Genomic DNA, 24,105 nt, shown 5'->3' with positions numbered 1-24,105 from the left:
CGGTCGAGCTGTCGCTCAGTTCCCGGGCGTGCCGCACGCCTCCATCTTTACACCCGTCGTGTGCTGGGCTCCGCGACGGTTCTGTGCCCGCCTCAGCGCGCCGATCGGATCGGCGTACAGCCCGCCCAATGAGACGATCCCGGCGCCGGCTTCCTGCACCCGGTTTCCGAAAGCAGTCACCCGGATATCGCGGTCCGGGAGCACCGACCGTCCGGCGAACGCGGCCTCGACGAGTCGCATGCCTTCGGGGTATTCGGTGAAGGCCTGGCCGCCGACCACCAGGTCGTCGGGGTTGAGCATGTCGCGCAGCAGCGCCACCGCGCCGCCCAGAACTCGGGCCCGCTCGGCCAGCAGTTCTCGAGCACCGACCGCTGCCGGCGTGTCGTCCTGGCGGGCGGTGCGCAGCAGCGTGGTCATCGACGCGCCGGGCCCGGAGCTGGGCACGATGCCGCGCTTGCGGGCCGCGGCAAGCACCGCCTCGTCGCTGACGGTTGACTCCAATTGCCCACTGCCGCCGAGCAATTCGGAATTCACCGGCAAGGCGGCGATGGTGCCGGGGCCGCTGATCGGGCTGTGCACCCGGCCGCCGATGACCAGCGCGAAGCCGACGGTCTCACGGGCGTACACGTACAGGCTGCTCGACGCCTGGACCGGCGGCAGACGCAGTCCCAGCAGCAGTTCGGCGCCGGCCATCGCGTCCACGTGGGATGCCACCGACACCGGCAGGCCCAACGCCTCGGCCAGCACCGGGCCGACTGGAGCCTGTGCCCACCCCAACCGGCTGTGGTCGACGTGGCCCGTGCCGCTGTCGACCACGCCACCGATCGCCACGCCGATCCACAATGGACGGCGGCGATGCCAACGGCTCAGATACCGACGGGCGCTGCCGCCCAGTGACGCCAGTGCGGCCGCCTGACCCCCGCGTGGCGTCGGGGTCTCGACCGCGTCCAGGGTGCGGCCGAGCAGGTCGGTCGCGACGATGTTGGTGGTGCGGGCGCCGATATGGATGCCGAGGGTCAGGAACGGCTCGTGGTGGACCTCGACGGGAACGCGCGGGCGGCCGATCGCGCCCGACACGGCCAGATCGGCTCGCTCACGCAGGATTCCGGCATCCAGAAGGGCGGTGACCTGGCGGTTCACCGTCGCGACCGACAGGTTGGTGACCTGGGCGATCACATCGCGCCCGATGGCGCCACGCTGGCGGACCGCCGCGAAGACCGACGCGGCAGCCCCATCGGGGATCCGCAGTGACGGGGCCATGACGTGGTGGCGGGTCCGCAGGGGATGCGGGCGGGCGACGATGCGGGCCGCGTCATTGGCGACGATGCGGGCCGCGTCATTGGCGACGATGCGGGCCGCGTCATTGGCGACGATGCGGGCCGCGTCATTGGCGGAAGTGCGGAGCGGATCGTGGGACGAAAGAGCGACGGTACGCATGCGGGGTGTCCTTCTCGAGGTCTTCAGATGGGGGCAGATGCCACACCTGGCGACGTGAGCGGGACGAGAGAAGAAAGTCCGGTCGGGTCAGGCGCAGCGAGTCGCGTGACAACAACACGCGGTGTGCGCGACCAGACAACTGGTCAGACCGATTCGGATCACGGTGGGGAATTTAGCACAGTTACTAGAGTTGGTTCGATGATCACTCCAGACGCCCATTCCCGTGTAGCGGTAGTGACCGGGGCGAGCTCCGGCATCGGCGAGGCGACTTCCAAAGCTCTTGCCGCCCTTGGCTTTCACGTGGTCACGGTGGCACGCAGGGCCGATCGGATCGAACGGCTGGCCGACGAGATCGGCGGCACCGCCATTGTGGCCGACGTCACAGACGATGCGGCCGTCACCGCGTTGGCCGAGAGCGTGCCGCGGGTGGATGTCCTGGTCAACAACGCCGGCGGCGCCAAAGGCCTGGAATCGATCGCCGACGCGAACGTGGACAACTGGCGCTGGATGTGGGAGACCAACGTCCTCGGGACACTGCGGGTGACGCGGGCATTGCTGCCCAAGCTCGTCGAATCCGGTGACGGATTGATCGTCACGGTCACCTCGATCGCCGCGCTCGAGGTCTATGACAACGGGGGCGGGTACACCGCCGCCAAGCACGCCCAGGGCGCTCTACACCGGACGCTGCGCGGCGAACTACTCGGAAAACCGGTGCGGCTCACCGAGATTGCGCCGGGAGCCGTGGAGACGGAGTTCTCGCTGGTGCGTTTCGGCGGCGACGAACAGCGAGCCGACGCGGTCTATTCGGGTATCACCCCGCTGGTGGCCGCCGACGTCGCCGAGGTGATCGGCTTCGTCGCGTCACGGCCGTCGCACGTCAACCTGGACCAGATCGTGCTGCGGCCCCGAGATCAGGCCAGCGCCAGCCGGTTCAACCGCCGCTCGTAGCCGAACCGGTCGTCGTCGGGGTTGCCGTAGAGGTGGTGGTGGAACTCGTCGTCGAACTCGTGGAGGACGAACTCGTCGGTGTCGGGGTGGTCGTCGTGGGAGTGCCCGACAAGGTCGGCGCGTCGGTCGGGGTGGCCGGTGCGCTGCTCGGGATGCTCGTCTCGGGCTGGGTATCAGACAGCGCCGACATGGACTTCCACTCGTTCCAGTCCACCGCCCAGTCCCAGATGTCGCCGTCGGCATAGGACAGCTGGATCGACGTGCCGGTCACCTCGACGGGGTCGCCGTACATGGCGGTGCCGAAGTACTGCTCGGCATCGCCGGTGGACAGGTTGATGCAGCCATTGGTGACGTTGGTATTGCCCTGTGCACCGGAGCTGGCCGGGTTGGCGTGGATGAACTCGCCGTTGTTGGAGATCCGAACTGCCCAGCGCTCATGGACATTCGAATATCCGGCGGCCAGGTTGGTCATGTAGAAGTCGGCGTACTTCTCGCTCACGACGTGAATGCCGCTGCGGGTCACGTTGCGGGGCTTATCGGCTTCGCCATAGCTGCACGGGAAGTCCATGATCACGCCCTCGTCGGTGATCACCTGGATGCGGTGCGACGTCGCATCGGCCTTGACCACCTGCCGGCGGCCGATCGTGAAGTCGAGCGTCGAGTCCGTCGCGCCGAAGGAGTCATCGCCGAACTTCACCCCGTAGAGGCGGGCGTCGACATGGACCTTGGTTCCCGGTTGGTAGTACTCCTTGGTGCGCCAGTGCACCCGCGAGCCGCCCACCTCGTCGGGCAGCCAGGCCCAACTACCCTCGTTCGGCGGCGTGGTGGTGACGGTCAGCGCCTTCTCGACATCGGGCTTGTGCTTGTCGTCGATCGCGGCGTCGAACTGCAAGATGATCGGCGCGGCCACGCCGACGGTCTGTCCGTCGGACAGCTGGAATTGGCCGTTGACCTGTTTGGTGGGGTTGATCGTGGTGAACGCCGCGGCGATCGGTACAGCCTGCCCGTCGCGTCCGACCGCCGAACCGGTCCAGGTGTAGGACGCGCCGTAACCCAGGGGTTCGGTGACGGTGAAGGCGGTGCGATCGCGGTTGAGTGTGCCGGCCACGGGCTTACCGTCGACGTTGGTCAGCGCAACGTGCTGCAACCAGCCGTCCTTGACCTCGAGGCTCACCGGGGTTGTGGGCAGCACATCCTTGGCGTCGTTGGCCGGGCTGAAGTTCAGCGATGCCTTCGGCGGGGGTCCCTGCTTCTCGGCTTGTTTGCCAGCCGTGGTCATGCAGGCTGCAAGCGCGCCGGGCGCGGCGACGCCGACCGCCAGCGCTGCCAAAGCGCGTCGCCGGTTGATCGGCGGTCGGTCGGCTGGGCTCACGTCAAACCAAGATACGGAACCCAGCCGCCCGGCTGCCAATCGACGGAGTGTGGGATTCGCCCCACTCCGCTGGGATCAGAGGCCGAAGATCGCCAGGAACGCCGGCGCAGCACCCCCGAACTTCGATCCGGCAAACACGATATCGCCGGCGGACAGCGTCACCGTGACGCCGGACTGGACGGTCTGGTACTGATCCCAGCTCACCGACAGCGACTGAGCCGGGGAGAAGAACCCGCCGACGGGGATGTGCGCGATGATGGCCGGCCCCGTTCCCCCGGTGGGAATCGGCAGGTCGAGCGTGCTCGTGCCGAACAGCAAAGCGTTCGTGAATTTCGGCGCGGCCGCGGCCCACGCGACGAACGCTCCTGCGATGTTTCCGCTGCGTGCGGCGGTGAAGAACGTGTTCAGGCTGTCGGCGGCGCTGAGCCCGGCCCCGACGAACGCACCAGCCGCGCTGGCGGCGAATGCCACCGCAGGAGGCACTTGGAGGGTCCCGTCGGTCAACGCCGTCGTGCTGGTGGTCGGGGGCCCTGCAACGAACGTCTGGGTCCCGCCGAGCGAGAACTTGGCACCGCCGACGGGAGTCTTGGCGGTCACGTCCACCGCCACGGCACCGCTCTGGCCGGGATCCGGGACCGTCACGTTCGCCACGAAGGAAATGGGACCGAACGGAGTGTTGATGGTCTGGTTGATCGGCGGAATGACTGCGGAGGCCGTGGCCGTCTTCGTTGCGGGCCTCACGCTGGCAGCCGGCTTTGAGACTGCCGCGCTCGAGGGAGCCGTCGTCACCTTGGCGACCGTGCGGGCTGAGGCGGCCACGGTGCGCTTGGGTCCGGCGTCAGACTTGCTGGATGAGCTCGAGGAGGCCGAACCCGACGCCGAATGGCCGCCGGTATCGGCCGACGCGACGGCAGTCGCCCCGGCCAGCGCGGCGCCGACGCCGAGGGTCAGTGCCCCCGCGCCCAGCCACGTCTTGACCCCCAGTGTGCGGTTGCGTCCGCGATTGACAGTTTTGGTGCTGGCAGTGGCCATTTCACATCCCCCGTAGATGATCAAAGCAAACCCGTTGGCGGGCTCACACCCAACCATTCTCCCCCTTTTTCGTCGCGCGGGTTAATTATCAGAATATTCGCGAAAGGGGGCCGCTAGTGCCTACAGCGAACAGCCGACCAGCACAGGTTCCGGCACCAAAGTGATCCCGAAGCTGTCTCGCACACCGTCGCGGACCGTGCGCGCCAGCGCCAGGACGTCGGCGGTGGTCGCGCCCCCGCGGTTGGTCAACGCCAGCGCGTGCTTGGTCGACAGCCGGCACGGCGCACCGTCCGAGCCGGGGTAACCCCTGCCAAAACCGGCGTTTTCGACCAGCCAGCCGGCCGCGAGCTTGACCCCGTCGTCGGCCGGATAGTGCGGCACCGGACCGTCCGCCCGGCCCTGCAATTCTTCGAATTGCCCAGCGGGGACAACGGGATTGGTGAAGAACGATCCGACACTCCAGGTGTCATGGTCGTCGACGTCGAGCACCATGCCCTTGCGGGCGCGCAACGACAACACGGCGCGGCGAACGTCGGCAGGTGCAGCCCGCTCCCCCGACGGCACACCGAGCGCGCCGGTCAGCTCGGCATATCGCAGCGGCGCCGAGCAACCGTCGGTGTCCAGGCCGAACTCCACCTCCAGCACCACCGCGTCGGACGAGCCCTTCAGATCGCTGTGCCGGTAGCCGAGACCGAGATCCGCGGCGGGCATCCACCGCACCAGCGAGCTGCGCCGGTCGAGCAGCCGAACGCGGGTCAGGTAGTCGGCCACCTCCACGCCGTAGGCGCCTACGTTCTGCACCGGGGTGGCGCCCGCCGACCCCGGGATCCCGGACAGGCACTCCAGTCCGCCCAGCCCGGCCGCGACGGCCGCGACGACCACGTCATCCCAGACCGCGCCTGCCTCAGCGCGAAGCAAACCGCCCTCGATGCTGATCGTTCGGTTGGCCAGCAGCACGACGGTCACATCGGTGAGGTCATCAGCGATCACCACGTTGGACCCCCCGGCCAGCACCAGAACCGGGCCGTCGCAATCGCCATCGAGGGTGCGCAACGTCGACACGATCTGATCGGTGGTGGTGCAGGTGATGAGGCGGCGCGCAACCGGACCGACCCGCAGAGTGGTCAGCGGAGCCAGTGGCACGTTCTCGGCAAGCGCCGCGCCACCGTATGAATTCCCAGCTGCCACGGCCCGTAACGGTAGCCTCACCAGCTATGCCGCGCTCATTCGACATGGCCACCGCCTATGAGGGCAGCGTCGAACAAGTGCACCAGGCTCTGCGCGACGAGCAGTACTGGCTGGCGCGGTTGGCCGATTCCGGTGCCGACCACGCGTCGCTCGACTCGATTCGGTTGACGGCCGGCGGTGGCGTCGACGTGGCGACCACCCAGGTGCTCAGAGTCGACCGGCTGCCGGCCGTGGTCACCCAGTTCCACCACGGCGATCTCGAAATTCGCCGGGTGGAGAGCTGGACCGGGCTGGTCGACGGCACAGCCGAAGCAACTGTCAGCGGCGCCATCCCCGGAGCGCCGGTGTCATTGACCGGAAGCGCTCAGCTGACACCGGCAGAGTTGCAGGCGCACTTGGCTTTTCGCGCCACCGTCGAGGTTCGTATCCCACTGGTTGGCGGCAAGGTGGAAAATCTCATCGGCCACCAACTCGTCGACCTGCTGATCGCCGAGCAACAGTTCACCACCAGGTGGATCGCCGAGAACAGCTGACCTCACAGGTACCGTTGGGCACATGTCCCGCCGCATGGACTACGTCATCGGGCTCGACAAGCCCGTCGCTGAGCTCTACCAGAGCTTCACCAGTCGCGAGTACTGGGAAGACCTGGTCGCCGAGCATCAGCAGCACACGGATTCAGAGATGACGCATTTCCACTCGGACGTCACCGGCACCGACATCGTATTCACCCACACCGTGTCGCGCCGCGATATGCCGTCGATGATCGCCGCGGTGGTTCCGTTGCGGCTCACCATCACCCGCGAACAACATTTCGACCCGTTCGACGCCGGGACGAATTCGGCCGACGGACACTATCGGGCACTGGTGCCCGCCGCCCCCCTGGACTTCGACGGCACCTACGTGCTGCAGCAGACCGGCGCGGGAAGCGAACTGCGCCTGCGCAGCCTCTGCAAGGTCAACGTGCCGCTCCTCGGCGGCAAGATCGAAAAGTGGGTACTGGACGGTCTGCGCGGATTGTTCGACAACGAACGGGATTTCACCCGCGACTGGATTGCCAGCCATCACTAGACCACCACGGCCGGTGGGTGTCCCCACTCGCGGCACCACCAACGCCAACCGGCTGCGGCGCGCCGATCGCTGGATGGTCAACTCGCGCCGGGTGCGCGCGGCGCTGGAGTCGACCACCAGCCCGGTGATCGTCGACCTGGGATACGGCCGATTGCCGGTCACCACACTGGAATTGGCCGCACGGCTTCGAGCGGTCCGGCCCGATGTGCGGGTCGTCGGGTTGGAGATCGACCCGCAGCGGGTGGTGCCCGAGGTCGACGGAGTCGAGTTCAGGGTCGGCGGTTTCGAGCTCGCCGGCCTGCGTCCGGTCCTGGTGCGGGCGTTCAACGTGCTGCGGCAGTACCCCGAAGAGGCGGTGGGCCAGGCCTGGGCGCAGATGCGGGCCCAACTGGCGCCGGGCGGGCTGATCGTCGACGGCACCTGCGACGAGCTCGGGCGGCGCTGCTGCTGGGTGCTGTTGGACCGTGATGGTCCCGTGAGCCTGACCCTGGCGTGCGACCCCCGGCATATCGACCGCCCGTCAGACTTGGCCGAGCGGTTGCCGAAAGTGCTTATCCACCACAATGTTCCGAGTCAGCCCATTCACGACCTGTTGTCGTCGGCAGACCGGGCGTGGGCGAGCGCAGCCGGGCATTCGGTGTTCGGTCCGCGTGATCGCTGGCGGGCGATGCTCGCGGAGCTGCGGGCGGGCGGTGCCCCCGTCGAGGCACAGCGACGCACCGTCCGGGATGCGGTGCTCACCGTCCCCTGGTCGACGGTCGCACCGGACGTAGTCTGAACGCATGCGGATTGCGCTGGCCCAGCTGCTGTCGGACACCGACCCGGCCGTGAACCTGAAGCTGGTCGAGGATTACACCCGTCGCGCCGCTGACGCCGGTGCCCGACTGGTGGCCTTCCCCGAAGGCACGATGTGCCGCTTCGGTGTGCCGCTGGCCCCGGTGGCCGAACCACTCGACGGCGCCTGGGCCGACGAGGTGCGCCGGATCGCGCAGGGCGCGGGCATCACCGTGCTGGCCGGGATGTTCACTCCCGCCCCCGACGGGCGGGTCACCAACACGATCCTCGCGACGGGACCAGACGTCGACGCGCACTATCACAAGATCCACATGTACGACGCGTTCGGATTTGCTGAATCCGAGGCGGTGGCGCCCGGCCGGGAACCGGTCGTGATCACCGTCGACGGCGTCGGCGTCGGGATCACGCTGTGTTACGACGTTCGGTTCCCCGCGCTCTACACCGAGCTCGCCGACCGCGGGGCGCAGCTCATCACCGTGCATGCCTCGTGGGGCGCAGGGCCGGGCAAATTGGAGCAGTGGACGCTGCTGGCACGCGCTCGCGCGCTGGACTCGCAGTCTTTCGTCGCGGCCGTCGACCAGGGTTACCCGGGCGACGAACTGGCGACGTCGACCAAGGCGCCGACCGGTGTCGGCGGCAGTGTGGTGGCCTCGCCGCTCGGGGAAGTGGTAGCCGCGGCGGGCGACGATCCGCAGCTGCTGGTGACCGACATCGACATCGATCGGGTCGCGCCGACCAGGGAAACCCTCGCGGTACTGCGTAACCGCTCAGAGTTCGCTCAGATTGATAAGGCAGAATCGCCCAGGTGACGAATCCGCCACAGGGCCCTAACCATCCCGTCGGCCCCGGCGACCCGACCACGCCGGCATGGGCCGCCTCCCCGGGTCAAGGCGCACCCACCGAGTACATCCCCCGACCGGGCGGCCCCGCTGACGCGCCGACCCAGCACATCCCGCATGTGCCCCCGCCCTCGGCGACACCGCCCGGCGAAGAGCCAGAAGAGGGCAAGCGGGGCTTCCTGCGAGACCCGCTGTCGATGGTGCTGGTGGTGGTCATCGTCCTGGCCGTGGTGATCGCCGGGCTGCTGGGCACCGAGCTCTACGTGCGCCACGTTGCCGACACCGTGGTGTCCAAGGCCGTCTCCTGCGTGGTGCAGGACCAGGCTCAGGTCTCGTTCGGGGCCAAGCCCTTCCTCATCCAACACCTGACTAAGCACTACAACGGCATTCACGTGCAAACGGCAGGCAATCAGATCCGGCAGGCCAAGGGCATGAAGCTCGACCTGTGGCTCGACGATATCCAGCTCAACCAGACCTCCAACTCGGCCGGGACCATGGGCTCGCTTGACGCCACGATCGCCTGGACAAGCGACGGCATCAAGCAGACCGTGCAGGACGCCATCCCATTCCTGGGCAGCCTGGTCAGCGGAGTGGCGACATCGCCGTCGGACGGCACGATCGAGCTGCAGGGCGGGCTGGGCACGGTGACCGTCAAGCCTGCGGTGTCCAATGGCGCCCTGAGCCTGCAGGTGGTCAGCCTGACCGGTCTGGGCATGACCTTGCCGCGCGAAACCGCGCAGCCGGCGCTGGACGCCTTCATGTCGACGTTGACGAAGAACCTGCCGATGGGCATTCACGCGGACAGCGTCGCGGTCACCGACTCGGGCGTCACGGCCAAGTTCGTCACCCAGAACGCGACCATCCCCAACGGCCAGCAGGATCCCTGCTTCGCGGGGGTTTAGCCCGCCAACCCGTCGAGCACCGCTCGCGTCCCGGACAGGCCCAGCCTGGTCGCGCCCGCGTCGAGCATCGCGATCGCGTGCTCGGCGGTGCGGATACCGCCGCTGGCTTTGACGCCGAGCCGGCCGCCCACGGTCGCCGCCATGATCTCGATTGCGACCACCGAAGCACCGCCGGCGGGGTGAAATCCCGTTGAGGTCTTGACGAAGTCGGCACCGGACTCCTCAGCGGCCCGGCACACCGCGACGAGTGTGGCCTCGTCGGCCAGACTCAGTAGGGCGGCTGATTCGACGATGACCTTCAGGACGGCTCCGGGCACCGCAAAACGGACGGTCGCGATGTCAGCCGCCACCTGGGCGATCTCGCCGGCCAGGGCAGCCCCGACGTCGATGACCATGTCGATCTCGGTGGCACCGTCGTCGACTGCAGCGAGAGCCTCCTGCGCCTTGATGGCCGGCAGATGCTTGCCCGACGGGAACCCGGCGACAGCGGCGACGACCAGGCTCTCCGGATGCGTGCTCGCGGCCTTGACGGCGACGGACACCATCGACGGGGACACACAGACCGCCAGTACGCTGAGGTCCACGGCCTCGTCGACCAGCGCAATCACGTCAGCGTCGGTGGCCTCGGGCTTGAGCAGCGTGTGGTCGACAAGTGCGGCGACCTGAGCGGGGTTCAGCATCAGAACGGCTCCTCGAGGCCACCCGGATTGCAGCCGGCTTCGGTCATCGTCTGGTCGTCGACCACCGGCCGCCACGGCTCCAGATTCCAGCTGGTCTTGCCAGGCTGACCGAACTCCGCGAACCGGAAGTGGCAGACGAACTGGTCCCGCATTCCCGGCAGGTCGGCGTCGGGTGCCAGCGCCAGCACCTCACCCCAGGCTTCGTCGATGTCGGTCTGCGGCTTGAGCAACTGACCGGCCACCGCGCGGCCGGCCGGCGTGGGATACACCCGCAGGCTCTTCAGATCTCCCCAGCTGGCCCACGTGACGTGGTCGATGTACGGCGGAGCGGGAGTGGGAGTGGGCGCGGCAGCAGCCGGAGCTGCGAGGGTCAGCCCGAACGGGACGGCCAGGAGCACTGCGGCCAGACGGCGTCGAGCGCTCAGCGCGACTTCCCCTGGACCTCGAGCAGCTTGGGCCGAACGTCCACCAGGTAGACGCCGGTGGCCACGGCGGCGATCGCCACGCCCGTGACTCCCAGGAACAGCGACAGCAGACCCGCGACACCGAGGATCACCAGCCAGACCGGCTTGGTGAGCTTCTCGGCCGCGGTGTAGGCATCCGGCCGCTGCATCGCGGCATTGACGAACGCATAGATGGTCACCGCGGTGACCACCCAAAAGACGACCTGAAGAACAAGACCCGCCACACCTTGCAGCATCACGGCTACAAGCGTAGGCGGGTCTTGTCCTTACGACGAATTGCTTCTGCTTACTTCTGGGTGACCTTCTTGGCCGGCGCCTTCTTGGCGGGAGCCTTCTTGGCCGCAGCCTTGGCCGGGGCGGCCTTCTTGGCCGGCGCCTTCTTGGCCGGGGCGGCCTTCTTGGCGGGGGCGGCCTTGGCGGGCAGTTCGACGCCGACCAGCTTGGCGGCGCGCTCACCGACGGCGCGGGTCTGCGACGACACGTTGCCCAGCGCCTCCTCGGTCAGCTCGACGGCCTGGTCGACGTAGCCCTCGGCACGAGCGGCGACGTCCTTGAGGTCCGACTGGTTGCGCAGGCGCTCCAGGGCGGCCTCGCCGCGCTCGACGAGGCTGTTGTAGGTCGCAGTGGCGGACTCGACGTAGCCCTCCGCAGCCTTGCGCAGTTCCTCGCTGGACAGCCGGCCGCGCAGCTCCTCGGCGCGCTGCGGCAGGTCTTCTTGCAGCTTGGTCAGCGCGGCGCGACGCTCTTCGACGCGGGTGCTGGCCTCGGTGCGGGCCTCTTCGGCACGGTCGCGCAGAGTCGCGAGGATTTCGTTGACGGTGGCCAGCGCCAGATCGGCAGCGCCGACCGCAGCGAGCAGGGGGGCCTTCAGGTCTTCGACATTGGGGTTGTTCTCAGCCATCGTAGTGGTTCCTTTCACATTGGATGTTGTTGTCCGTTAATGGTTTTCGTCAGTTGCTGGTCTGTTACTCAGGGATGAGCTCCTCACGGGCAGCTTCGTTCTGCTGACAGAACGAGGTGTAGATATCGAGCAGCACCTGCTTCTGACGCTCGGTGATCACGGTGTCGCCGATGATCGCGTCGTGCACCATGCTCGCCTCCCCCGGTTCGAGAATTCCCGCCCGGATGTACAGGACCTCGGCAGATAGCCGCAGCGCCTTGGCGATCTGGCTCAGCACCTCCGCAGACGGCTTCCGCAGTCCCCGTTCGATCTGACTGAGGTACGGGTTGCTGACACCGGCCTTCTCGGCCAACTGCCGCACCGAAACCTGAGCGGCTTCACGCTGCGCCCTGATGAAGCCACCGATGTCATGCGCGGCGTTGGATACCACGGCCTGAAGATCGCCGTCTTGCGCCATGAGTTTCCTCCCGTCGCGATGGGTGTCCGATACGTACGAACGCCACCCTACGCGGGGGTGCTAGCTTTTGCAAGCACTTGTGCTAGCGCAGGTCAGAACAGTAATTGCGCCACGGTGTAGATGATCAGGCCGGCCAGCGAGCCCACCACGGTGCCGTTGATCCGGATGAATTGCAGGTCGCGTCCGACATGCAATTCGATGCGACGGCTGGCCTCGTCGGCGTCCCAGCGCTCGATGGTGTCGGTGATGATCGTGGTGATCTCCGCCCCGTACTGGGCGACCAAGTGCTGCGCGCCGCGCACGATCCAGTTGTCCACCTTGTCGCGCAGTTCGGCGTCGTCGCGCAGCGACTCCCCGATCCGCATCACCGACTCGGTGACGCGGGTTCGCAGCGTGCTCTTCGGGTCGTCAACACCCTCGAGTACCAAGCGTTTCAACGTCTTCCACGCCGTCTCGGCCGCCCGTGCGACCTCGTCGCGTTCCATCAGCTGTTCTTTGACAGCCTCGGCGCGGGCGATCGTCGCATCGTCGTTCTGCAGATCGCTGGCGAACTCGAACAGGAAGCGGTTGGCCGATTGCCGCAGTTCGTGATTCGGGTCGCGCCGCACCTTGTCGGTGAAATCCATGAGCTCGCGGTGGATCCGGTCCCCCACCAGCTGGTCGACGAATTTCGGTGACCAGCTGGGTGAATCACGGGTGACCACCCGTTCGATCGTGTCGCCGGCGTTGAGCGCCCACTGGAACGCGCGGTCGCACAGCAGCTGAATCAGGGCTTCCTGGCGGTTCTCCGCCAGGAGTTGCCCCAGCACCCGGCCCACCGGCGGCCCCCACTGCGGTTCTGCGAGACGGCGGACGATGGTGCGATCGATCACCTGCTGGATGTCGTCGTCGTTGAGCAGTTCCACCACCACCCGCAGCACGGTGCCGGCCTCGGTGGCGACCCGCTCGGCGTGTGACGGTTCGGAAAGCCACTTGCCAAGGCGCCCAGCGACTTCGGCGTCGCGCAGCTTTGTCTCCACCACCGCGGGCGACAGGAAGTTCTCCCGCACGAACGTGCCGAGCCCCTCGCCGAGCTGATCCTTTTTGCGCTTGATGATCGCGGTGTGCGGGATCTTCAACCCCAGCGGGTGACGGAAGAGCGCAGTGACGGCGAACCAGTCGGCCAGCGCGCCGACCATCCCGGCCTCGGCGGCCGCACCGACGTACCCGATCCAGGCCGGGCCGCCGTGGGCCTGACCCCAGCGACACGCCAGGAAGATCACGGTGGCACCGATCAGGAAGCTCAGCGCCACCGCCTTCATCCGACGCAGGGCACGCGCTCGTTGCGCGTCCGCCTCCGGGTCGGCACCGGCGAACGATTCCGCAAGCGAGGTACCTGTGCGGACTGCCTCCGTCGGCAACCCCGGGAGGCGATGTTTGGCTGCCACTCCACCATCATCCGCTATCCCGCGACCCAGTTAATGTGACGCTGCCCTCGGGTCAGACCGTAGAATCGTTGCGAACGAGGGGAACGGACTCCGCGATAGTGGCACAGAACATGAGCCATGGCCTGGACAGCAGCCGGGCCAAGACCGACGGTCGCAAGCGACGCTGGCATCAGCACAAGGTCGAGCGCCGCACCGAACTGGTGGACGGCGCACTAGAGGCCGTGCGCCAGCACGGCCGTGACGTCAGCATGGACGAGATAGCTGCGGAAATCGGTGTGTCGAAGACCGTGCTGTACCGCTATTTCGTCGACAAGAACGACCTCACCACCGCGGTGATGATGCGGTTCGCGCAAACCACCCTCATCCCCAACATGGCCGCCGCCCTGTCGTCGAACATGGACGGTTTCGACCTCACCCGCGAGATCATCCGGGTGTATGTGGACACCGTCGCGGCCGAGCCCGCAACGTATCAATTCGTGATGGCAAACAGTTCCGCCAGCAAAACCAAAGTCATCGCCGACTCGGAGCAAATCATCGCCAGGATGCTCGCGGTCGTGCTCCGCAGGCGCATGAATCGGGCCGGGATGGACACCGGCGGCGTCGAGCCCTGGGCCTACCTGATCGTCGGCGGCGTGCAGTTGGCGACGCACTCGTGGATGTCGAGCCCGCGAATGACCAGCGACGAGTTGATCGACTACCTGACCATGCTGTGCTGGAACGCCCTGTGCGGCATCGTCGAGGCAGGCGGATCGCTGAAACGGTTCAACGCCGGCCCGCATCCGTCGCCGACGCTGCCGCCGCTCACTTGATATACGGGCCCAGCAAGGTATCCCACGAGCTGCTCAGCTTGGCGTACTCGTCCTCACAGCCATCGGCGCGGTCCTGGGGCAACGCGCCGCTGCTCACCAGATCGGCGTTGCCCTTGGGATCGGCGCCGTAGACCCAACATTCGAGGTTGTACATCCGGGCCAGATCCAGTGTGTGCACGTCGGAGAGCTGACGTTCGTCGATCTCGCCGCCCCGCTGGTCGCTGTATCCCTTGAACTCACGCGCGAAATCCTTGACCGCCTGGACCGATTCCGGGTCGATCTTTCCGTCGGGGCCGGGTGCCAGCAGGATGTAGGCGGCCAGCTGATCGGCGACGTCCTCTTCCCGCCCGGTCGCCGGCAGGTCGTAGATGTCGATCACCATGTGCCCGGTCTCGTGATAGAACGTCGCGATCTCGGAGTTGATCGCCGAGGCCTTCGGGTCGGGGTCACCGGCCTTGGTGTAGATGGTCAGCGCGTCGGCGGCGTCTTCGTAGCAGATGGTGACCGACTTGGCGTCGGGGCTCCAGTAAGCGTTGGCCGTGCCGCACTGCTTGCCGATCAGCGGGATGTCGAACGGCAGCTTCAGCGACTGGTTGATGCCGTCGGCCAGATCTTCGAGCAGATGATCGTTCTTGATGAGGTCGCGACCGGTCACCGCCTCCGGCGAGGTGGCGTCCTCGTAGGTCGCCGTCATCTTGCCCGGCCAGTCCTTATCGTCAGGCGAGGAGTCCGGAACGCCGTTGTTGTTGACGTCCGGTTGTCCCGACTGCGTGGCAGATGCCTGCGCTGTCGACGGGGCCGCCGCCGCCCCCGACGTCGATGTGGCCGAGGTCTCGTGTCCACAACCGGCGGCAGCAACCGCGACAGCGAGCACTGCTGCACTGATCGACCAGGTTCGCGCCCCCACCAATCCCCCCGAGACTCATCCGCACATAAGCCACATGATGTTAACTGCCCGCCGGCGAAAACGGACGCGCACGAGCGCAGGAAACCCAACCTCCCATGAAAGTGCTGTGAATCATGTAGAACAATCCTTCGGGGCTGCCCATGAGATATGTCCTCGGGCGGAATGGTTTCGCGTCATAAGGGTCTAGGGAGGCCGGGGTGGACAACGACAGCACCGCAAAATTCCGTAAGCCGGCGGCGGTAATCGCCGCCGTCGCGATATCGACGTCGGCGCTGTTTGCTAGTACTGCGGTCAGCGCGGCGGATCCATTCGGCGACGACGACGGTGGCGGCAGCAGCTACAGCGGCGGCGACGAGGGCGGCAGCGCACCCGAGGCGCCATCCGGTGGCGGCGTGGAGGAGCCCTCGGACGGCGGGATGCATCAGGAACCGGGCGGCGTCGAACCGCCTGCCGGCGCTCCACACGACGAACCGGGCGGCATCGACATGCCGGGCGGTGGCATGCACGACGAGCCCGGCGGCACCGAACCGCCCGTCGGCACCACGCACGACGAACCGGGCGGCGCGCCCTCTGAGCCCGGCGGTACCGAAGCCCCCGGCGGCAGCGGTACGAACGAGGCACCCGGCACGCAGGCCCCGGCGCCCAGCGGCGGCACGCAGGAACCCACCAACGCCAACGGACTGGCCGAACCGGCCGAGCCGCAGGTGTCCCGGGAAGACGTCACCACGGCGCTCGCCTCGGCGGTCGAGACCACCACGTCCACCGAGGTCACGTCCGAGGAGGTCACCACCTACCAGGAGTCGGTGTCTACGACGGTGAGCACGTCCACCATGACCACCGGCATGACCCTGAGTAGCCCGGTGACACTGTGGAATTCGAGCTGGATCACCTATGACCGCTTCTACCGTCCGGTGTTCACCAATCCGTACCGCACGCCGCTGAGCGTGCTGTACGACTACGGCGGACGCACCCAGGTCTTCACGGTGCCCCCGCTGCAACGGGCCGCGCTGAACGTGCCCAATACCGGCACCTACAACTTCACCGCGATGACACGTCCGGCGTCCGGACCCGCCACCAACCTGTCCGTGGGCAGCTTCTCCGGCGGCGGCTACCAGCCTGGTCCGGGCCAGGCGCCGCCGCAGAAGCCGGCGCCGGTGAACACCCAGAAGAACGTGCTGGTTCAGGTCAAATTCGACCGGGGACAGTCCGAACCGTTCCGGGTGTCGTCGCTCACCGACCTCGGCAAGGATCCGGCGGTCAACAACACCACCAAGGTCCTGCTCGACGAGGAGGTCCCGGCCTGGGGCCAGTGGTCGAAGACCGACAAGGGCGACGCGTTGTTCGTCATCAACCAGACGCAGCTGCTGCCCGGCATCCAGCGTCCGGCGCAGGAGCCGCTGCCCGGCTACAACGTGAAGCTGACCGCCGCCTCGCAGTCGACATCGTGGATCGACAAGAACCGGACCGTCCTGATCAGCGTGGCCGTCGCGGCGGGCGTACTGGCGCTGGCCGTGGTCGGGTTCATGGTGGTTTCACGGCGCCGCGGCACAGGCGGGTGATTGGGGGTTAGTCTCGTCGGCTATGAGTGATCTGCCGTCGCAATGGACCCATGAGCCGCGCAAGGTCCTGCGATTCAGGCCGGGTGACAAGGTGGCCGACATCGACACCGATTCCTCCCCGGGTTACTCCGACGGCAAAGACGGGTCGGAGGAGCTGCAGAACGAACGCAACGAGCGGTTCGCCGGCCTGCAGGAGATGCTCTACGCGAACGGCCGCGCCGGCGACAACCGCTCACTGCTGCTCGTTCTGCAGGGCATGGACACCGCGGGCAAGGGCGGCACCGTGAAACACGTTGTCGGAGCAGGCAATCCGCAGGGCATCCACTACACGAGCTTCGGTGTGCCGACCGAGGAGGAGCGCGCCCACCACTACCTGTGGCGCGTTCGCAAGGCGCTGCCGGCGGCGGGCAACATCGGGGTGTTCGACCGGTCCCACTACGAGGACGTCCTGGTCGTGCGCGTGCACGAGCTGGTCCCGCGCGACGTCTGGGAGCCGCGCTACGACGAGATCAACGCCTTCGAGAAGGAACTCGTCGACTCCGGGACCACCCTCGTCAAATGCGCGATGTTCGTCTCGCTCGACGAGCAGAAGAGGCGGCTCTCCGAACGCCTCGAACGTCCGGACAAGTACTGGAAGTACAACCCGGGCGATGTCGCCGAGCGCAAGCTGTGGCCCGCGTACCAAGAGGCATACCAGGCAATGCTGGACCGGACCTCGACCGACTACGCCCCGTGGTTCGTCATCCCCTGTGACAAGAAGTGGTATTCCCGGCTGGCCATCAACGAACTGTTGATCGAGGCGCTCAAGGGAATGAAGCTGGAGTGGCCGCCGGCCGACTTCGACGTCGAGGCGGAGAAGAAGAAACTGGCGGAGGCCTAAGCCGGCCTGAACCTCAGCCCTTGACCAGGGTGAACTGCCCGATGTTGGTGATGCCGCGGCGGAAGAAGTCCGCGCAGCCGGTCAGGTACTTCATGTACCGGTCGTAGATCTCCGTCGACGTGATCGCGATTGCCTCGTCACGGTTGGCGATCAGCTTGGCCGCCCACATGTCCAGCGTGCGGGCGTAGTGATGCTGCAGCAGGTGAATGCGCTCGAGGGTGAAGCCGGAGTCGACCGCAAGCTGCTCGATGTCCTCGACAGCAGGCAACCGTCCGCCCGGGAAGATCTCCTGCTCGATGAACTTCATGAACTTCAGGTCGCTGATCGTGACCTTGATCCCGTTGTCGCGGAAGAACTTCTGGGTGTGCGCCAAAATCGTGTGCAGCAACATGCGTCCGTCGTCGGGAAGCAGCTCGTAGGCCTTCTCGAAGAACAGCGGGTAGCGCTCCACCTTGAACGCCTCGAAGGCGCCGATGCTCACGATGCGGTCGACGGGCTCGTCGAACTCTTCCCAGCCCTGCAGTCGCACCTCGATCGAGCGGTTGGTGTCCAGCTTGGCCAGGCGCTTACGGGCGAACTCCGACTGGTTTTTGCTCAGCGTGATACCGATGACGTTGACGTCGTACTTCTGCACCGCCATCTCCAGGGCCCCGCCCCAGCCGCAACCGACGTCGAGCAGAGTCATGCCGGGCCGCAGGTCGAGCTTGCCCAACGCCAGGTCGAACTTGGCGGTCTGAGACTCGTCGAGCGTCATGTCGTCGCGCTCGTAGTAGCCGCAGGTGTAGCCCATGGTCGGGCCTAGGAACAGGGCGAAGAAGTCGTCGGAGACGTCGTAGATGGATTGTGATTCCTCGTAGTAGGGAGTCAGATCCGTATCCACATCGACCATCGACAGCTACCTCCAACGCATTGTGTGCACGGTCGGTTGCCGCGAAATGCGATGTTGCTGCGCGGCCCCCCGACCAAATCCAGGAGCCTAGCCAATCAACGAAGGAAATGCACAAGCGGCGGGCGCGGCGGCGCGCTCAGTAGCTGTAGAACCCCTGGCCGGATTTCTTGCCCAGCTGTCCCGCCTCGACCATGCGCAGCAGCAATGGCGGCGGCGCGTAGTGCGCATCCTTGAGTTCGTCGTACATCGAGTCGGCGATGAGTTTCATGGTGTCCAGGCCGATCAGGTCCGAAAGACGCAGCGGGCCCATCGGGTGGGATAGGCCCGCGACGATTGCCGTGTCGACGTCCTCGATGCTGGCGACCCCGGCCTCAACCATGCGGATGGCCGACAGCAGGTAGGGCACCAGCAGGGCGTTGACGACGAACCCGGAGCGGTCGCCGCAGCGCACCACCTTCTTTCCGAGCACCTCAGCGGCGAACTGCTCCACCCTGGCGATGGCGTCTTCAGAGGTGACCAAGGTGTTGACGAGCTCGACGAGCGGCAGCACCGGTACCGGGTTGAAGAAGTGCAGGCCGAGCACCCGGCTCGGATTCTTGGTCGCCGCCGCGATTTTCATGATCGGGATGCTCGAGGTGTTGGACGCGAGCACGGCGTCAGGGTCGGTGATGAGCTCGTCCAGTTGGGCGAAGATCTTGCCTTTGACAGCCTCGTCTTCGACGACGGCTTCGATCACCAGCTGACGATCCGACAGGTCGGCGAGATCGGTGGTGAACATCAGTCTGGCCAGCGTCGCGTCGCGATCGGCTTCCGAGAGCTTGCCCTTGCTCGTCGCGCGTTCCAGCGAGGAGATGACGCGGTCGCGTCCGGAGTTGATCAGTGCGTCGGTCGGCTCGTAGACGACGACGTTGGCACCCGCCTTGGCAGACACCTCGACGATGCCCGAGCCCATCTGCCCGGCTCCGACCACACCCACTCGTTCAATGCTTTTCTGGCTGCTCACAAAGTCACTTTCTACTAGACGCGCCAGCAGACGCAAAAGTCCCCAACACGCCGCGGTGAAGGGGACCTTTGCGTCTGCTCGGCAGGGACTTAGTGGAACTGGCCCTCTTCGGTCGAGCCGCTCAGCGCCGTGGTCGACGAGGTCGGATCCACGGTGGTGGCGATGCGGTCGAAGTAACCGGCGCCGACCTCGCGCTGGTGCTTGGTGGCGGTGTAGCCGCGCTCCTCGGCGTCGAACTCGCGCTCCTGCAGCTCGACGTAGGCGCTCATCTGGTTGCGGGCGTAGCCGTAGGCCAGATCGAACATCGAGTAGTTCAGGGCGTGGAAGCCGGCCAGCGTGATGAACTGGAACTTGAAGCCCATCGCACCGAGCTCCTTCTGGAACTTCGCGATGGTCGCGTCGTCCAGGTGCTTGCGCCAGTTGAACGACGGCGAGCAGTTGTAGGCCAGCATCTGGTCCGGGAACTCGCTCTTGACGCCCTCGGCGAACTTGGCTGCCAGCTCCAGGTCCGGGGTGCCGGTCTCCATCCAGATCAGGTCGGAGTACGGCGCGTAGGCCTTGGCGCGGGCGATGCACGGCTCGAGGCCGTTCTTCACCCGGTAGAAGCCCTCCGCGGTGCGCTCACCGGTGACGAACGGCTTGTCGCGGTCGTCCACATCGGAGGTGATCAGCGTGGCAGCCTCGGCATCGGTGCGGGCGATGACGACGGTTGGGACGTCGGCGACGTCGGCGGCCAGGCGAGCCGAGGTCAGGGTGCGGATGTGCTGCTGGGTCGGGATCAGCACCTTGCCACCGAGGTGGCCGCACTTCTTCTCCGAGGCCAGCTGGTCCTCCCAGTGCGAACCGGCGACACCGGCGGCGATCATCGCCTTCTGCAGCTCGTAGACGTTCAGCGCGCCACCGAAGCCGGCTTCGCCGTCGGCGACGATCGGGGCGAGCCAGTTCTCGATCGAGGTGTCACCCTCGACCTTGGCGATCTGGTCGGCACGCATGAGCGCGTTGTTGATCCGGCGCACGACCTGCGGCACCGAGTTGGCCGGGTAGAGGCTCTGGTCGGGGTAGGTGTGGCCGGACAGGTTCGCGTCGCCGGCGACCTGCCAGCCCGACAGGTAGATGGCCTTCAGGCCGGCGCGGACCTGCTGGACGGCCATGTTGCCGGTCAGGGCACCCAGCGCGTTGACGAATTCCATGTCGTGCAGCTGGTTCCACAGCACCTCGGCGCCACGGCGGGCCAGGGTCGCCTCTTCGACGACACTGCCCTGCAGCGCAACGACGTCGGCCGGGGTGTAGGTACGGGTGATCCCTTTCCAGCGGGGATTGGTGTCCCAGTCCTTCTGGATTTCTTCTGGGCTCTTCGGCTGGCCAACGTTGGACAGTGTCATGGGCGCCTGCGCTCCTTCTTTCGATCGACTGGCCACCTTGACGGCAAATCAGTTGTTAACGTCAACGCAGCGTGGCTGGTGTGCTGTCTCGAGCATGCCTCGCACCATTAGCGCAGTTCAAGCCATTAAGAGTGCCAATTTTCGCCAACCCGGGTGATAACCCTGCGAAGGTTGCGAAGACAGCCAACAGCTGAACCGGTTCAGAAGTTACCGTTCAGTAGCAGATTCTCGCAGGTCAGTACGCCCGTACTGTTAAACCGCGACGGTCAGAGCGCGAAGATCGATGCGACGGCTTTGACCTCTTCGCCGACGACGTATGTGAGCGTTCTAACAGTGCGATCCGCGAGCTCCGGGCCGAACTTGTCGGTGGAGCCGGGCGGATACACGTGCAGACAGATCTCGAGCTTGTCGCCGAAGGCGACCGGCGCATCGTGTTCGACGGTGACCCGCAGCGGCGATTCGAAGAGCTCCGGCTGCGGCGCCAGGAACTCCTCGACGACCTTCCAGTACACCGAGTTGTTGACATGGTCGAAGAGATCGATGTCGCTGACGCGGATGGGGAAAGCGCGGATCTCGTTGGCGTCATGCCGCGAGCCGGCGGTGAGATAGGCCTTCCAGCGCAGTCGTTTCACATCGGTGGTGCGCTGCAGGCCGTCCAGGAAGTCGTCGGCGATGCGGGCCGGCCCCTGAGTCTCCCGGTTGATGTTGATCCAGAAGGCCTCGGATTCGATGAGGCCGCCCTTACGGCCGTCGATGCGGACCCGCATCTCGCACCAGCGGTTCGAGGTCCCCGAGCACCACCGTCGCAGCCGCAGCATCTCCGGGTATTCGATCGGGCGGATCAGGTCGACCATGGTGCGCCGGACAATCCACAGCGGATGCGTTTCCTCGTGGCCCATCTCGCGGAGCTGGTCCTGGCCGATGTCCTGGATGTGGCGGCAGGCGGCGTCCAACCGCAACCGGCCGACGCGGTCGATATCGCCGACGCGCAGCGGCCATTCGCGGTCGAAAACATCGGGATGCGGATCGGGAACCGGCATCAACACCTTCGCCAAGCCGGTGTCGGTGGTGCTGGTGGTCATCTGGTCTGTCGTCCTCTCCCGTCCCGTCCCAGCGCGATCATGCCAAAGGCCCCCCCGGATGCCAACCAGCCTGCGTTGGCAACGGTGCGAAGCCGCCTTCGCAGGCGTGAGTAGGCTGGGCAGGTGGCCAAGACGTTCGTCGGCTCCCGGATTCGACAGCTCCGCAGCGAACGCGGATTCAGCCAGGCCGCACTGGCTCAGATGCTGGAGATATCACCGAGCTATCTCAACCAGATCGAGCACGACGTCCGGCCGTTGACCGTCGCGGTGCTGCTGCGTATCACCGAGGTGTTCGGGGTTGATGCCACCTTCTTTTCGTCGGAGGACGACACCCGACTGGTGGCCGAACTGCGTGAAGTGACCATGGATCGCGACCTCGACCTCGATGTCGACATGACCGAGGTCGCCGACATCGTCGGCACCCATCCGGCGATAGCCCGCGCGATCGTCAACCTGCATCGCCGCTACCGGATCACCACCGCGCAATTGGCGGCGGCCACCGAAGATCGGTTCAACCTCAACACCGGGGGCAGTGGCTCGGCGTCGATCTCCATGCCGCACGAAGAGGTCCGCGACTACTTCTACCAACGGCAGAATTATCTGCACGAACTCGACACTGCCGCCGAGGATCTCACCATCCGGATGCGGATGCACCGTGCCGAGCTGTCACGGGAGTTGGCCGACCGGCTGACGATGGTGCACGGCGTCCACATCATCCGGCGTGTCGATATGGGCGATACCGTGCTGCACCGTTACGACCCGGTGGCACGCACTCTCGAGATCAGCAACCACCTGTCGTCGGGCCAGCAAGTGTTCAAGATGGCCACGGAGCTGGCGTATCTCGAGTGCGGTCACCTGATCGACACATTGGTCGACGAGGGAAAGTTCACCAGCGAGGAGTCGCGAAAACTGGCCCGTCTGGGCCTGGCAAGCTATTTCGCGGCCGCAACGGTGTTGCCCTACGGGCAGTTTCACAGTATGGCTGAGAACTTTCGCTACGATATCGAACGACTCTCGGCCTTCTATCAGGTCAGTTACGAGACGATCTGCCATCGGCTCTCGACGTTACAGCGGCCGTCCATGCGTGGCGTCCCGTTCTCGTTCGTCCGGGTGGATAAGGCCGGAAACATGTCTAAACGCCAGTCCGCCACCGGCTTTCACTTTTCCTCCGCCGGCGGTACCTGCCCACTGTGGAACGTCTACGAGACGTTCTCCAACCCGGGCAAGATCTTGGTGCAGATCGCCCAGATGCCCGACGGGCAGAACTACATGTGGGTGGCGCGCACGGTCGAACGGCGGGCGTCGCGCTACGGCCAGCCCGTCAAGACCTTTGCGATCGGACTGGGCTGCGAGATGCGGCACGCCAGCCGGCTGGTTTACTCGAAGGGTCTTGATCTGTCATCAGACAGCGCGACACCGATCGGTGCGGGCTGCCGGGTGTGCGAACGGGACAACTGCCCGCAGCGGGCCTTTCCGGCTCTGGGCCGGGCACTGGATCTCGATGAGCACCGCAGCACGGTGTCGCCCTATCTGGTCAAGGAGTCGTGATGGGTCAACGTATTCCACCCGGGGACCGACGCGAGCTCGGCCTGCTCAACTGGGGCATATCCCGGTTGGGTGCACGGTCGATTCGCGCTCCGCACATGCACCTCTTCGAAGTCCTGGGCCGGCACAAGCTACTGTTCCTGTCATTTCTGCCGTATTCGGGTGTGCTGCTGAATTGGGGCAAGCTGCCCAAGCGGGACAAAGAACTGGTGATCCTGCGCGTCGGTCACCTGCGCGGTTCGGAGTACGAGCTGCAGCAGCACCGCAGGCTGGCCCGCAGCCGTGGCGTCGATGAGGCGTTGCAGGACAAGATCTTTGCCGGCCCAACGGCCGAGGGACTGACCGACCGTCAGCGCGCACTGCTGACCGCGGTGGACGAGTTCGTGCTCAATCGCGACCTGTCCGATGACACCTTCACAACGTTATCGACACACTTGAGCCGCGAGCAGGTGATCGAATTCTGCGCCCTGGCAGGCCATTACGATGCGATAGCAGGCATTCTGGCCACGCTGCGGGTTCCGATGGACTTCGCCGACTAG

Annotated in this window: 26 protein-coding genes; 11 read left to right on the top strand and 15 right to left on the bottom strand. The window is 66.2% G+C overall.

Features of this window, described 5'->3' with window-relative positions; all coding sequences use genetic code 11:
* Positions 1-15 precede the first annotated feature (15 nt).
* Positions 16-1,437 (bottom strand): ROK family protein, encoded by a 1,422-nt coding sequence (locus tag Y900_RS16250; RefSeq protein WP_237752578.1) that lies wholly within the window; start codon positions 1,435-1,437, stop codon positions 16-18.
* A gap of 198 nt (positions 1,438-1,635) precedes the next feature.
* Here Y900_RS16250 and Y900_RS16245 point away from each other — a divergent pair, with 198 nt between their 5' ends.
* Positions 1,636-2,385: an SDR family NAD(P)-dependent oxidoreductase gene (locus tag Y900_RS16245; RefSeq protein ID WP_036343192.1), complete on the top strand. Its 750-nt coding sequence runs from the start codon at positions 1,636-1,638 to the stop codon at positions 2,383-2,385.
* Here Y900_RS16245 and Y900_RS16240 read toward each other — a convergent pair.
* The 3 genes from Y900_RS16240 to Y900_RS16230 all read right to left on the bottom strand — a co-directional run bounded on the left by Y900_RS16240 (position 2,369) and on the right by Y900_RS16230 (position 5,998).
* The gene (locus Y900_RS16240; protein ID WP_036343191.1) at positions 2,369-3,757 is read right to left on the bottom strand and encodes a L,D-transpeptidase; all 1,389 of its coding nucleotides are present in this window, start codon (positions 3,755-3,757) and stop codon (positions 2,369-2,371) included. The two genes, Y900_RS16245 and Y900_RS16240, sit on opposite strands and share 17 nt — an antisense overlap.
* Positions 3,758-3,832: 75 nt before the next feature.
* Positions 3,833-4,789 carry a hypothetical protein gene (locus tag Y900_RS16235; RefSeq protein WP_036343190.1) on the bottom strand — a complete coding sequence of 319 codons (957 nt, stop codon included), beginning with the start codon at positions 4,787-4,789 and terminating at the stop codon, positions 3,833-3,835.
* 120 nt (positions 4,790-4,909) lie between these two features.
* On the bottom strand, positions 4,910-5,998 hold the full coding sequence (locus Y900_RS16230; protein WP_036343188.1) for a UDP-N-acetylmuramate dehydrogenase: 1,089 nt from the start codon (positions 5,996-5,998) through the stop codon (positions 4,910-4,912).
* A 5-nt stretch (positions 5,999-6,003) separates the two neighbouring features.
* On the opposite strand from Y900_RS16230, the gene Y900_RS16225 reads away from it, so the two are divergent.
* Genes Y900_RS16225 through Y900_RS16205 form a run of 5 tightly spaced genes read left to right on the top strand, consistent with a single transcriptional unit; the run spans position 6,004 to position 9,581 of the window.
* Positions 6,004-6,510: a DUF2505 domain-containing protein gene (locus Y900_RS16225; protein ID WP_036343187.1), complete on the top strand. Its 507-nt coding sequence runs from the start codon at positions 6,004-6,006 to the stop codon at positions 6,508-6,510.
* Positions 6,511-6,532: 22 nt separating this feature from the next.
* A complete protein-coding gene (locus Y900_RS16220) occupies positions 6,533-7,045 on the top strand; it encodes a DUF2505 domain-containing protein (RefSeq protein WP_081845132.1) in 513 nt (170 codons plus the stop codon).
* A complete protein-coding gene (locus Y900_RS16215; protein ID WP_036346968.1) occupies positions 7,038-7,823 on the top strand; it encodes a class I SAM-dependent methyltransferase in 786 nt (261 codons plus the stop codon). The genes Y900_RS16220 and Y900_RS16215 overlap by 8 nt, the downstream gene beginning before the upstream one ends.
* 4 nt (positions 7,824-7,827) lie before the next feature.
* Positions 7,828-8,649 (top strand): carbon-nitrogen hydrolase family protein, encoded by an 822-nt coding sequence (locus Y900_RS16210; protein WP_036343183.1) that lies wholly within the window; start codon positions 7,828-7,830, stop codon positions 8,647-8,649.
* Positions 8,646-9,581 carry an LmeA family phospholipid-binding protein gene (locus Y900_RS16205; RefSeq protein WP_237752577.1) on the top strand — a complete coding sequence of 312 codons (936 nt, stop codon included), beginning with the start codon at positions 8,646-8,648 and terminating at the stop codon, positions 9,579-9,581. Before Y900_RS16210 ends, Y900_RS16205 begins: the two co-directional genes overlap by 4 nt.
* On the opposite strand, the gene deoC is transcribed toward Y900_RS16205, so the two are convergent.
* The 6 genes from deoC to Y900_RS16175 form a co-directional block, all read right to left on the bottom strand.
* Entirely contained in the window at positions 9,578-10,261 is a 684-nt protein-coding gene (gene deoC / locus Y900_RS16200; protein ID WP_036343181.1) for a deoxyribose-phosphate aldolase, read from the bottom strand. The genes Y900_RS16205 and deoC overlap by 4 nt on opposite strands.
* Positions 10,261-10,659, bottom strand: coding sequence for a DUF2599 domain-containing protein (locus tag Y900_RS16195; protein ID WP_109751076.1), 399 nt, complete (start codon positions 10,657-10,659; stop codon positions 10,261-10,263). Before Y900_RS16195 ends, deoC begins: the two co-directional genes overlap by 1 nt.
* A gap of 23 nt (positions 10,660-10,682) precedes the next feature.
* The gene (locus Y900_RS16190; protein WP_192827587.1) at positions 10,683-10,958 is read right to left on the bottom strand and encodes a DUF2516 family protein; all 276 of its coding nucleotides are present in this window, start codon (positions 10,956-10,958) and stop codon (positions 10,683-10,685) included.
* A gap of 53 nt (positions 10,959-11,011) precedes the next feature.
* Positions 11,012-11,626, bottom strand: coding sequence for a hypothetical protein (locus Y900_RS16185; protein ID WP_036343178.1), 615 nt, complete (start codon positions 11,624-11,626; stop codon positions 11,012-11,014).
* 64 nt (positions 11,627-11,690) lie between these two features.
* Positions 11,691-12,083, bottom strand: a complete 393-nt coding sequence (locus Y900_RS16180; protein WP_036343176.1) for a helix-turn-helix domain-containing protein — start codon at positions 12,081-12,083, stop codon at positions 11,691-11,693.
* A 92-nt stretch (positions 12,084-12,175) separates the two neighbouring features.
* Positions 12,176-13,510, bottom strand: a complete 1,335-nt coding sequence (locus tag Y900_RS16175; protein WP_051660097.1) for a DUF445 domain-containing protein — start codon at positions 13,508-13,510, stop codon at positions 12,176-12,178.
* 110 nt (positions 13,511-13,620) lie between these two features.
* On the opposite strand from Y900_RS16175, the gene Y900_RS16170 reads away from it, so the two are divergent.
* Positions 13,621-14,319, top strand: a complete 699-nt coding sequence (locus Y900_RS16170) for a TetR/AcrR family transcriptional regulator (RefSeq protein WP_036346961.1) — start codon at positions 13,621-13,623, stop codon at positions 14,317-14,319.
* Here Y900_RS16170 and Y900_RS16165 read toward each other — a convergent pair.
* Complete coding sequence (locus Y900_RS16165; protein WP_420329769.1) at positions 14,312-15,229, bottom strand: DUF4344 domain-containing metallopeptidase; 918 nt, start codon at positions 15,227-15,229, stop codon at positions 14,312-14,314. The two genes, Y900_RS16170 and Y900_RS16165, sit on opposite strands and share 8 nt — an antisense overlap.
* Positions 15,230-15,423: 194 nt before the next feature.
* Here Y900_RS16165 and Y900_RS30315 point away from each other — a divergent pair, with 194 nt between their 5' ends.
* Both Y900_RS30315 and Y900_RS16155 read left to right on the top strand, forming a co-directional pair.
* The gene (locus tag Y900_RS30315) at positions 15,424-16,785 is read left to right on the top strand and encodes an ICP22 family protein (RefSeq protein ID WP_051660096.1); all 1,362 of its coding nucleotides are present in this window, start codon (positions 15,424-15,426) and stop codon (positions 16,783-16,785) included.
* A 22-nt stretch (positions 16,786-16,807) separates the two neighbouring features.
* On the top strand, positions 16,808-17,665 hold the full coding sequence (locus Y900_RS16155) for a polyphosphate kinase 2 family protein (RefSeq protein WP_036343170.1): 858 nt from the start codon (positions 16,808-16,810) through the stop codon (positions 17,663-17,665).
* A 13-nt stretch (positions 17,666-17,678) separates the two neighbouring features.
* Here Y900_RS16155 and Y900_RS16150 read toward each other — a convergent pair whose 3' ends face one another.
* The 4 genes from Y900_RS16150 to Y900_RS16135 all read right to left on the bottom strand — a co-directional run bounded on the left by Y900_RS16150 (position 17,679) and on the right by Y900_RS16135 (position 22,021).
* Positions 17,679-18,554, bottom strand: a complete 876-nt coding sequence (locus Y900_RS16150; RefSeq protein WP_036343168.1) for a cyclopropane mycolic acid synthase family methyltransferase — start codon at positions 18,552-18,554, stop codon at positions 17,679-17,681.
* A gap of 136 nt (positions 18,555-18,690) precedes the next feature.
* Positions 18,691-19,557, bottom strand: a complete 867-nt coding sequence (locus tag Y900_RS16145; protein ID WP_036343167.1) for a 3-hydroxybutyryl-CoA dehydrogenase — start codon at positions 19,555-19,557, stop codon at positions 18,691-18,693.
* An 89-nt stretch (positions 19,558-19,646) separates the two neighbouring features.
* Positions 19,647-20,933, bottom strand: coding sequence for an isocitrate lyase (aceA, locus tag Y900_RS16140; protein WP_036346957.1), 1,287 nt, complete (start codon positions 20,931-20,933; stop codon positions 19,647-19,649).
* A gap of 272 nt (positions 20,934-21,205) precedes the next feature.
* On the bottom strand, positions 21,206-22,021 hold the full coding sequence (locus Y900_RS16135; protein WP_036343165.1) for an acyl-[acyl-carrier-protein] thioesterase: 816 nt from the start codon (positions 22,019-22,021) through the stop codon (positions 21,206-21,208).
* 123 nt (positions 22,022-22,144) lie between these two features.
* On the opposite strand from Y900_RS16135, the gene ramB reads away from it, so the two are divergent.
* Together ramB and Y900_RS16125 are read left to right on the top strand one after the other, a co-directional pair.
* Positions 22,145-23,569, top strand: coding sequence for an acetate metabolism transcriptional regulator RamB (gene ramB, locus Y900_RS16130; RefSeq protein ID WP_036343164.1), 1,425 nt, complete (start codon positions 22,145-22,147; stop codon positions 23,567-23,569).
* The gene (locus Y900_RS16125) at positions 23,569-24,105 is read left to right on the top strand and encodes a carboxymuconolactone decarboxylase family protein (RefSeq protein WP_036343162.1); all 537 of its coding nucleotides are present in this window, start codon (positions 23,569-23,571) and stop codon (positions 24,103-24,105) included. The genes ramB and Y900_RS16125 overlap by 1 nt, the downstream gene beginning before the upstream one ends.

The sequence above is a fragment of the Mycolicibacterium aromaticivorans JS19b1 = JCM 16368 genome, assembly GCF_000559085.1.
GTDB classification, from domain to species: Bacteria; Actinomycetota; Actinomycetes; order Mycobacteriales; family Mycobacteriaceae; genus Mycobacterium; species Mycobacterium aromaticivorans.
Note: the sequence above shows the minus strand (reverse complement) of the source record. Positions and strands in the feature narration are given on the sequence as shown.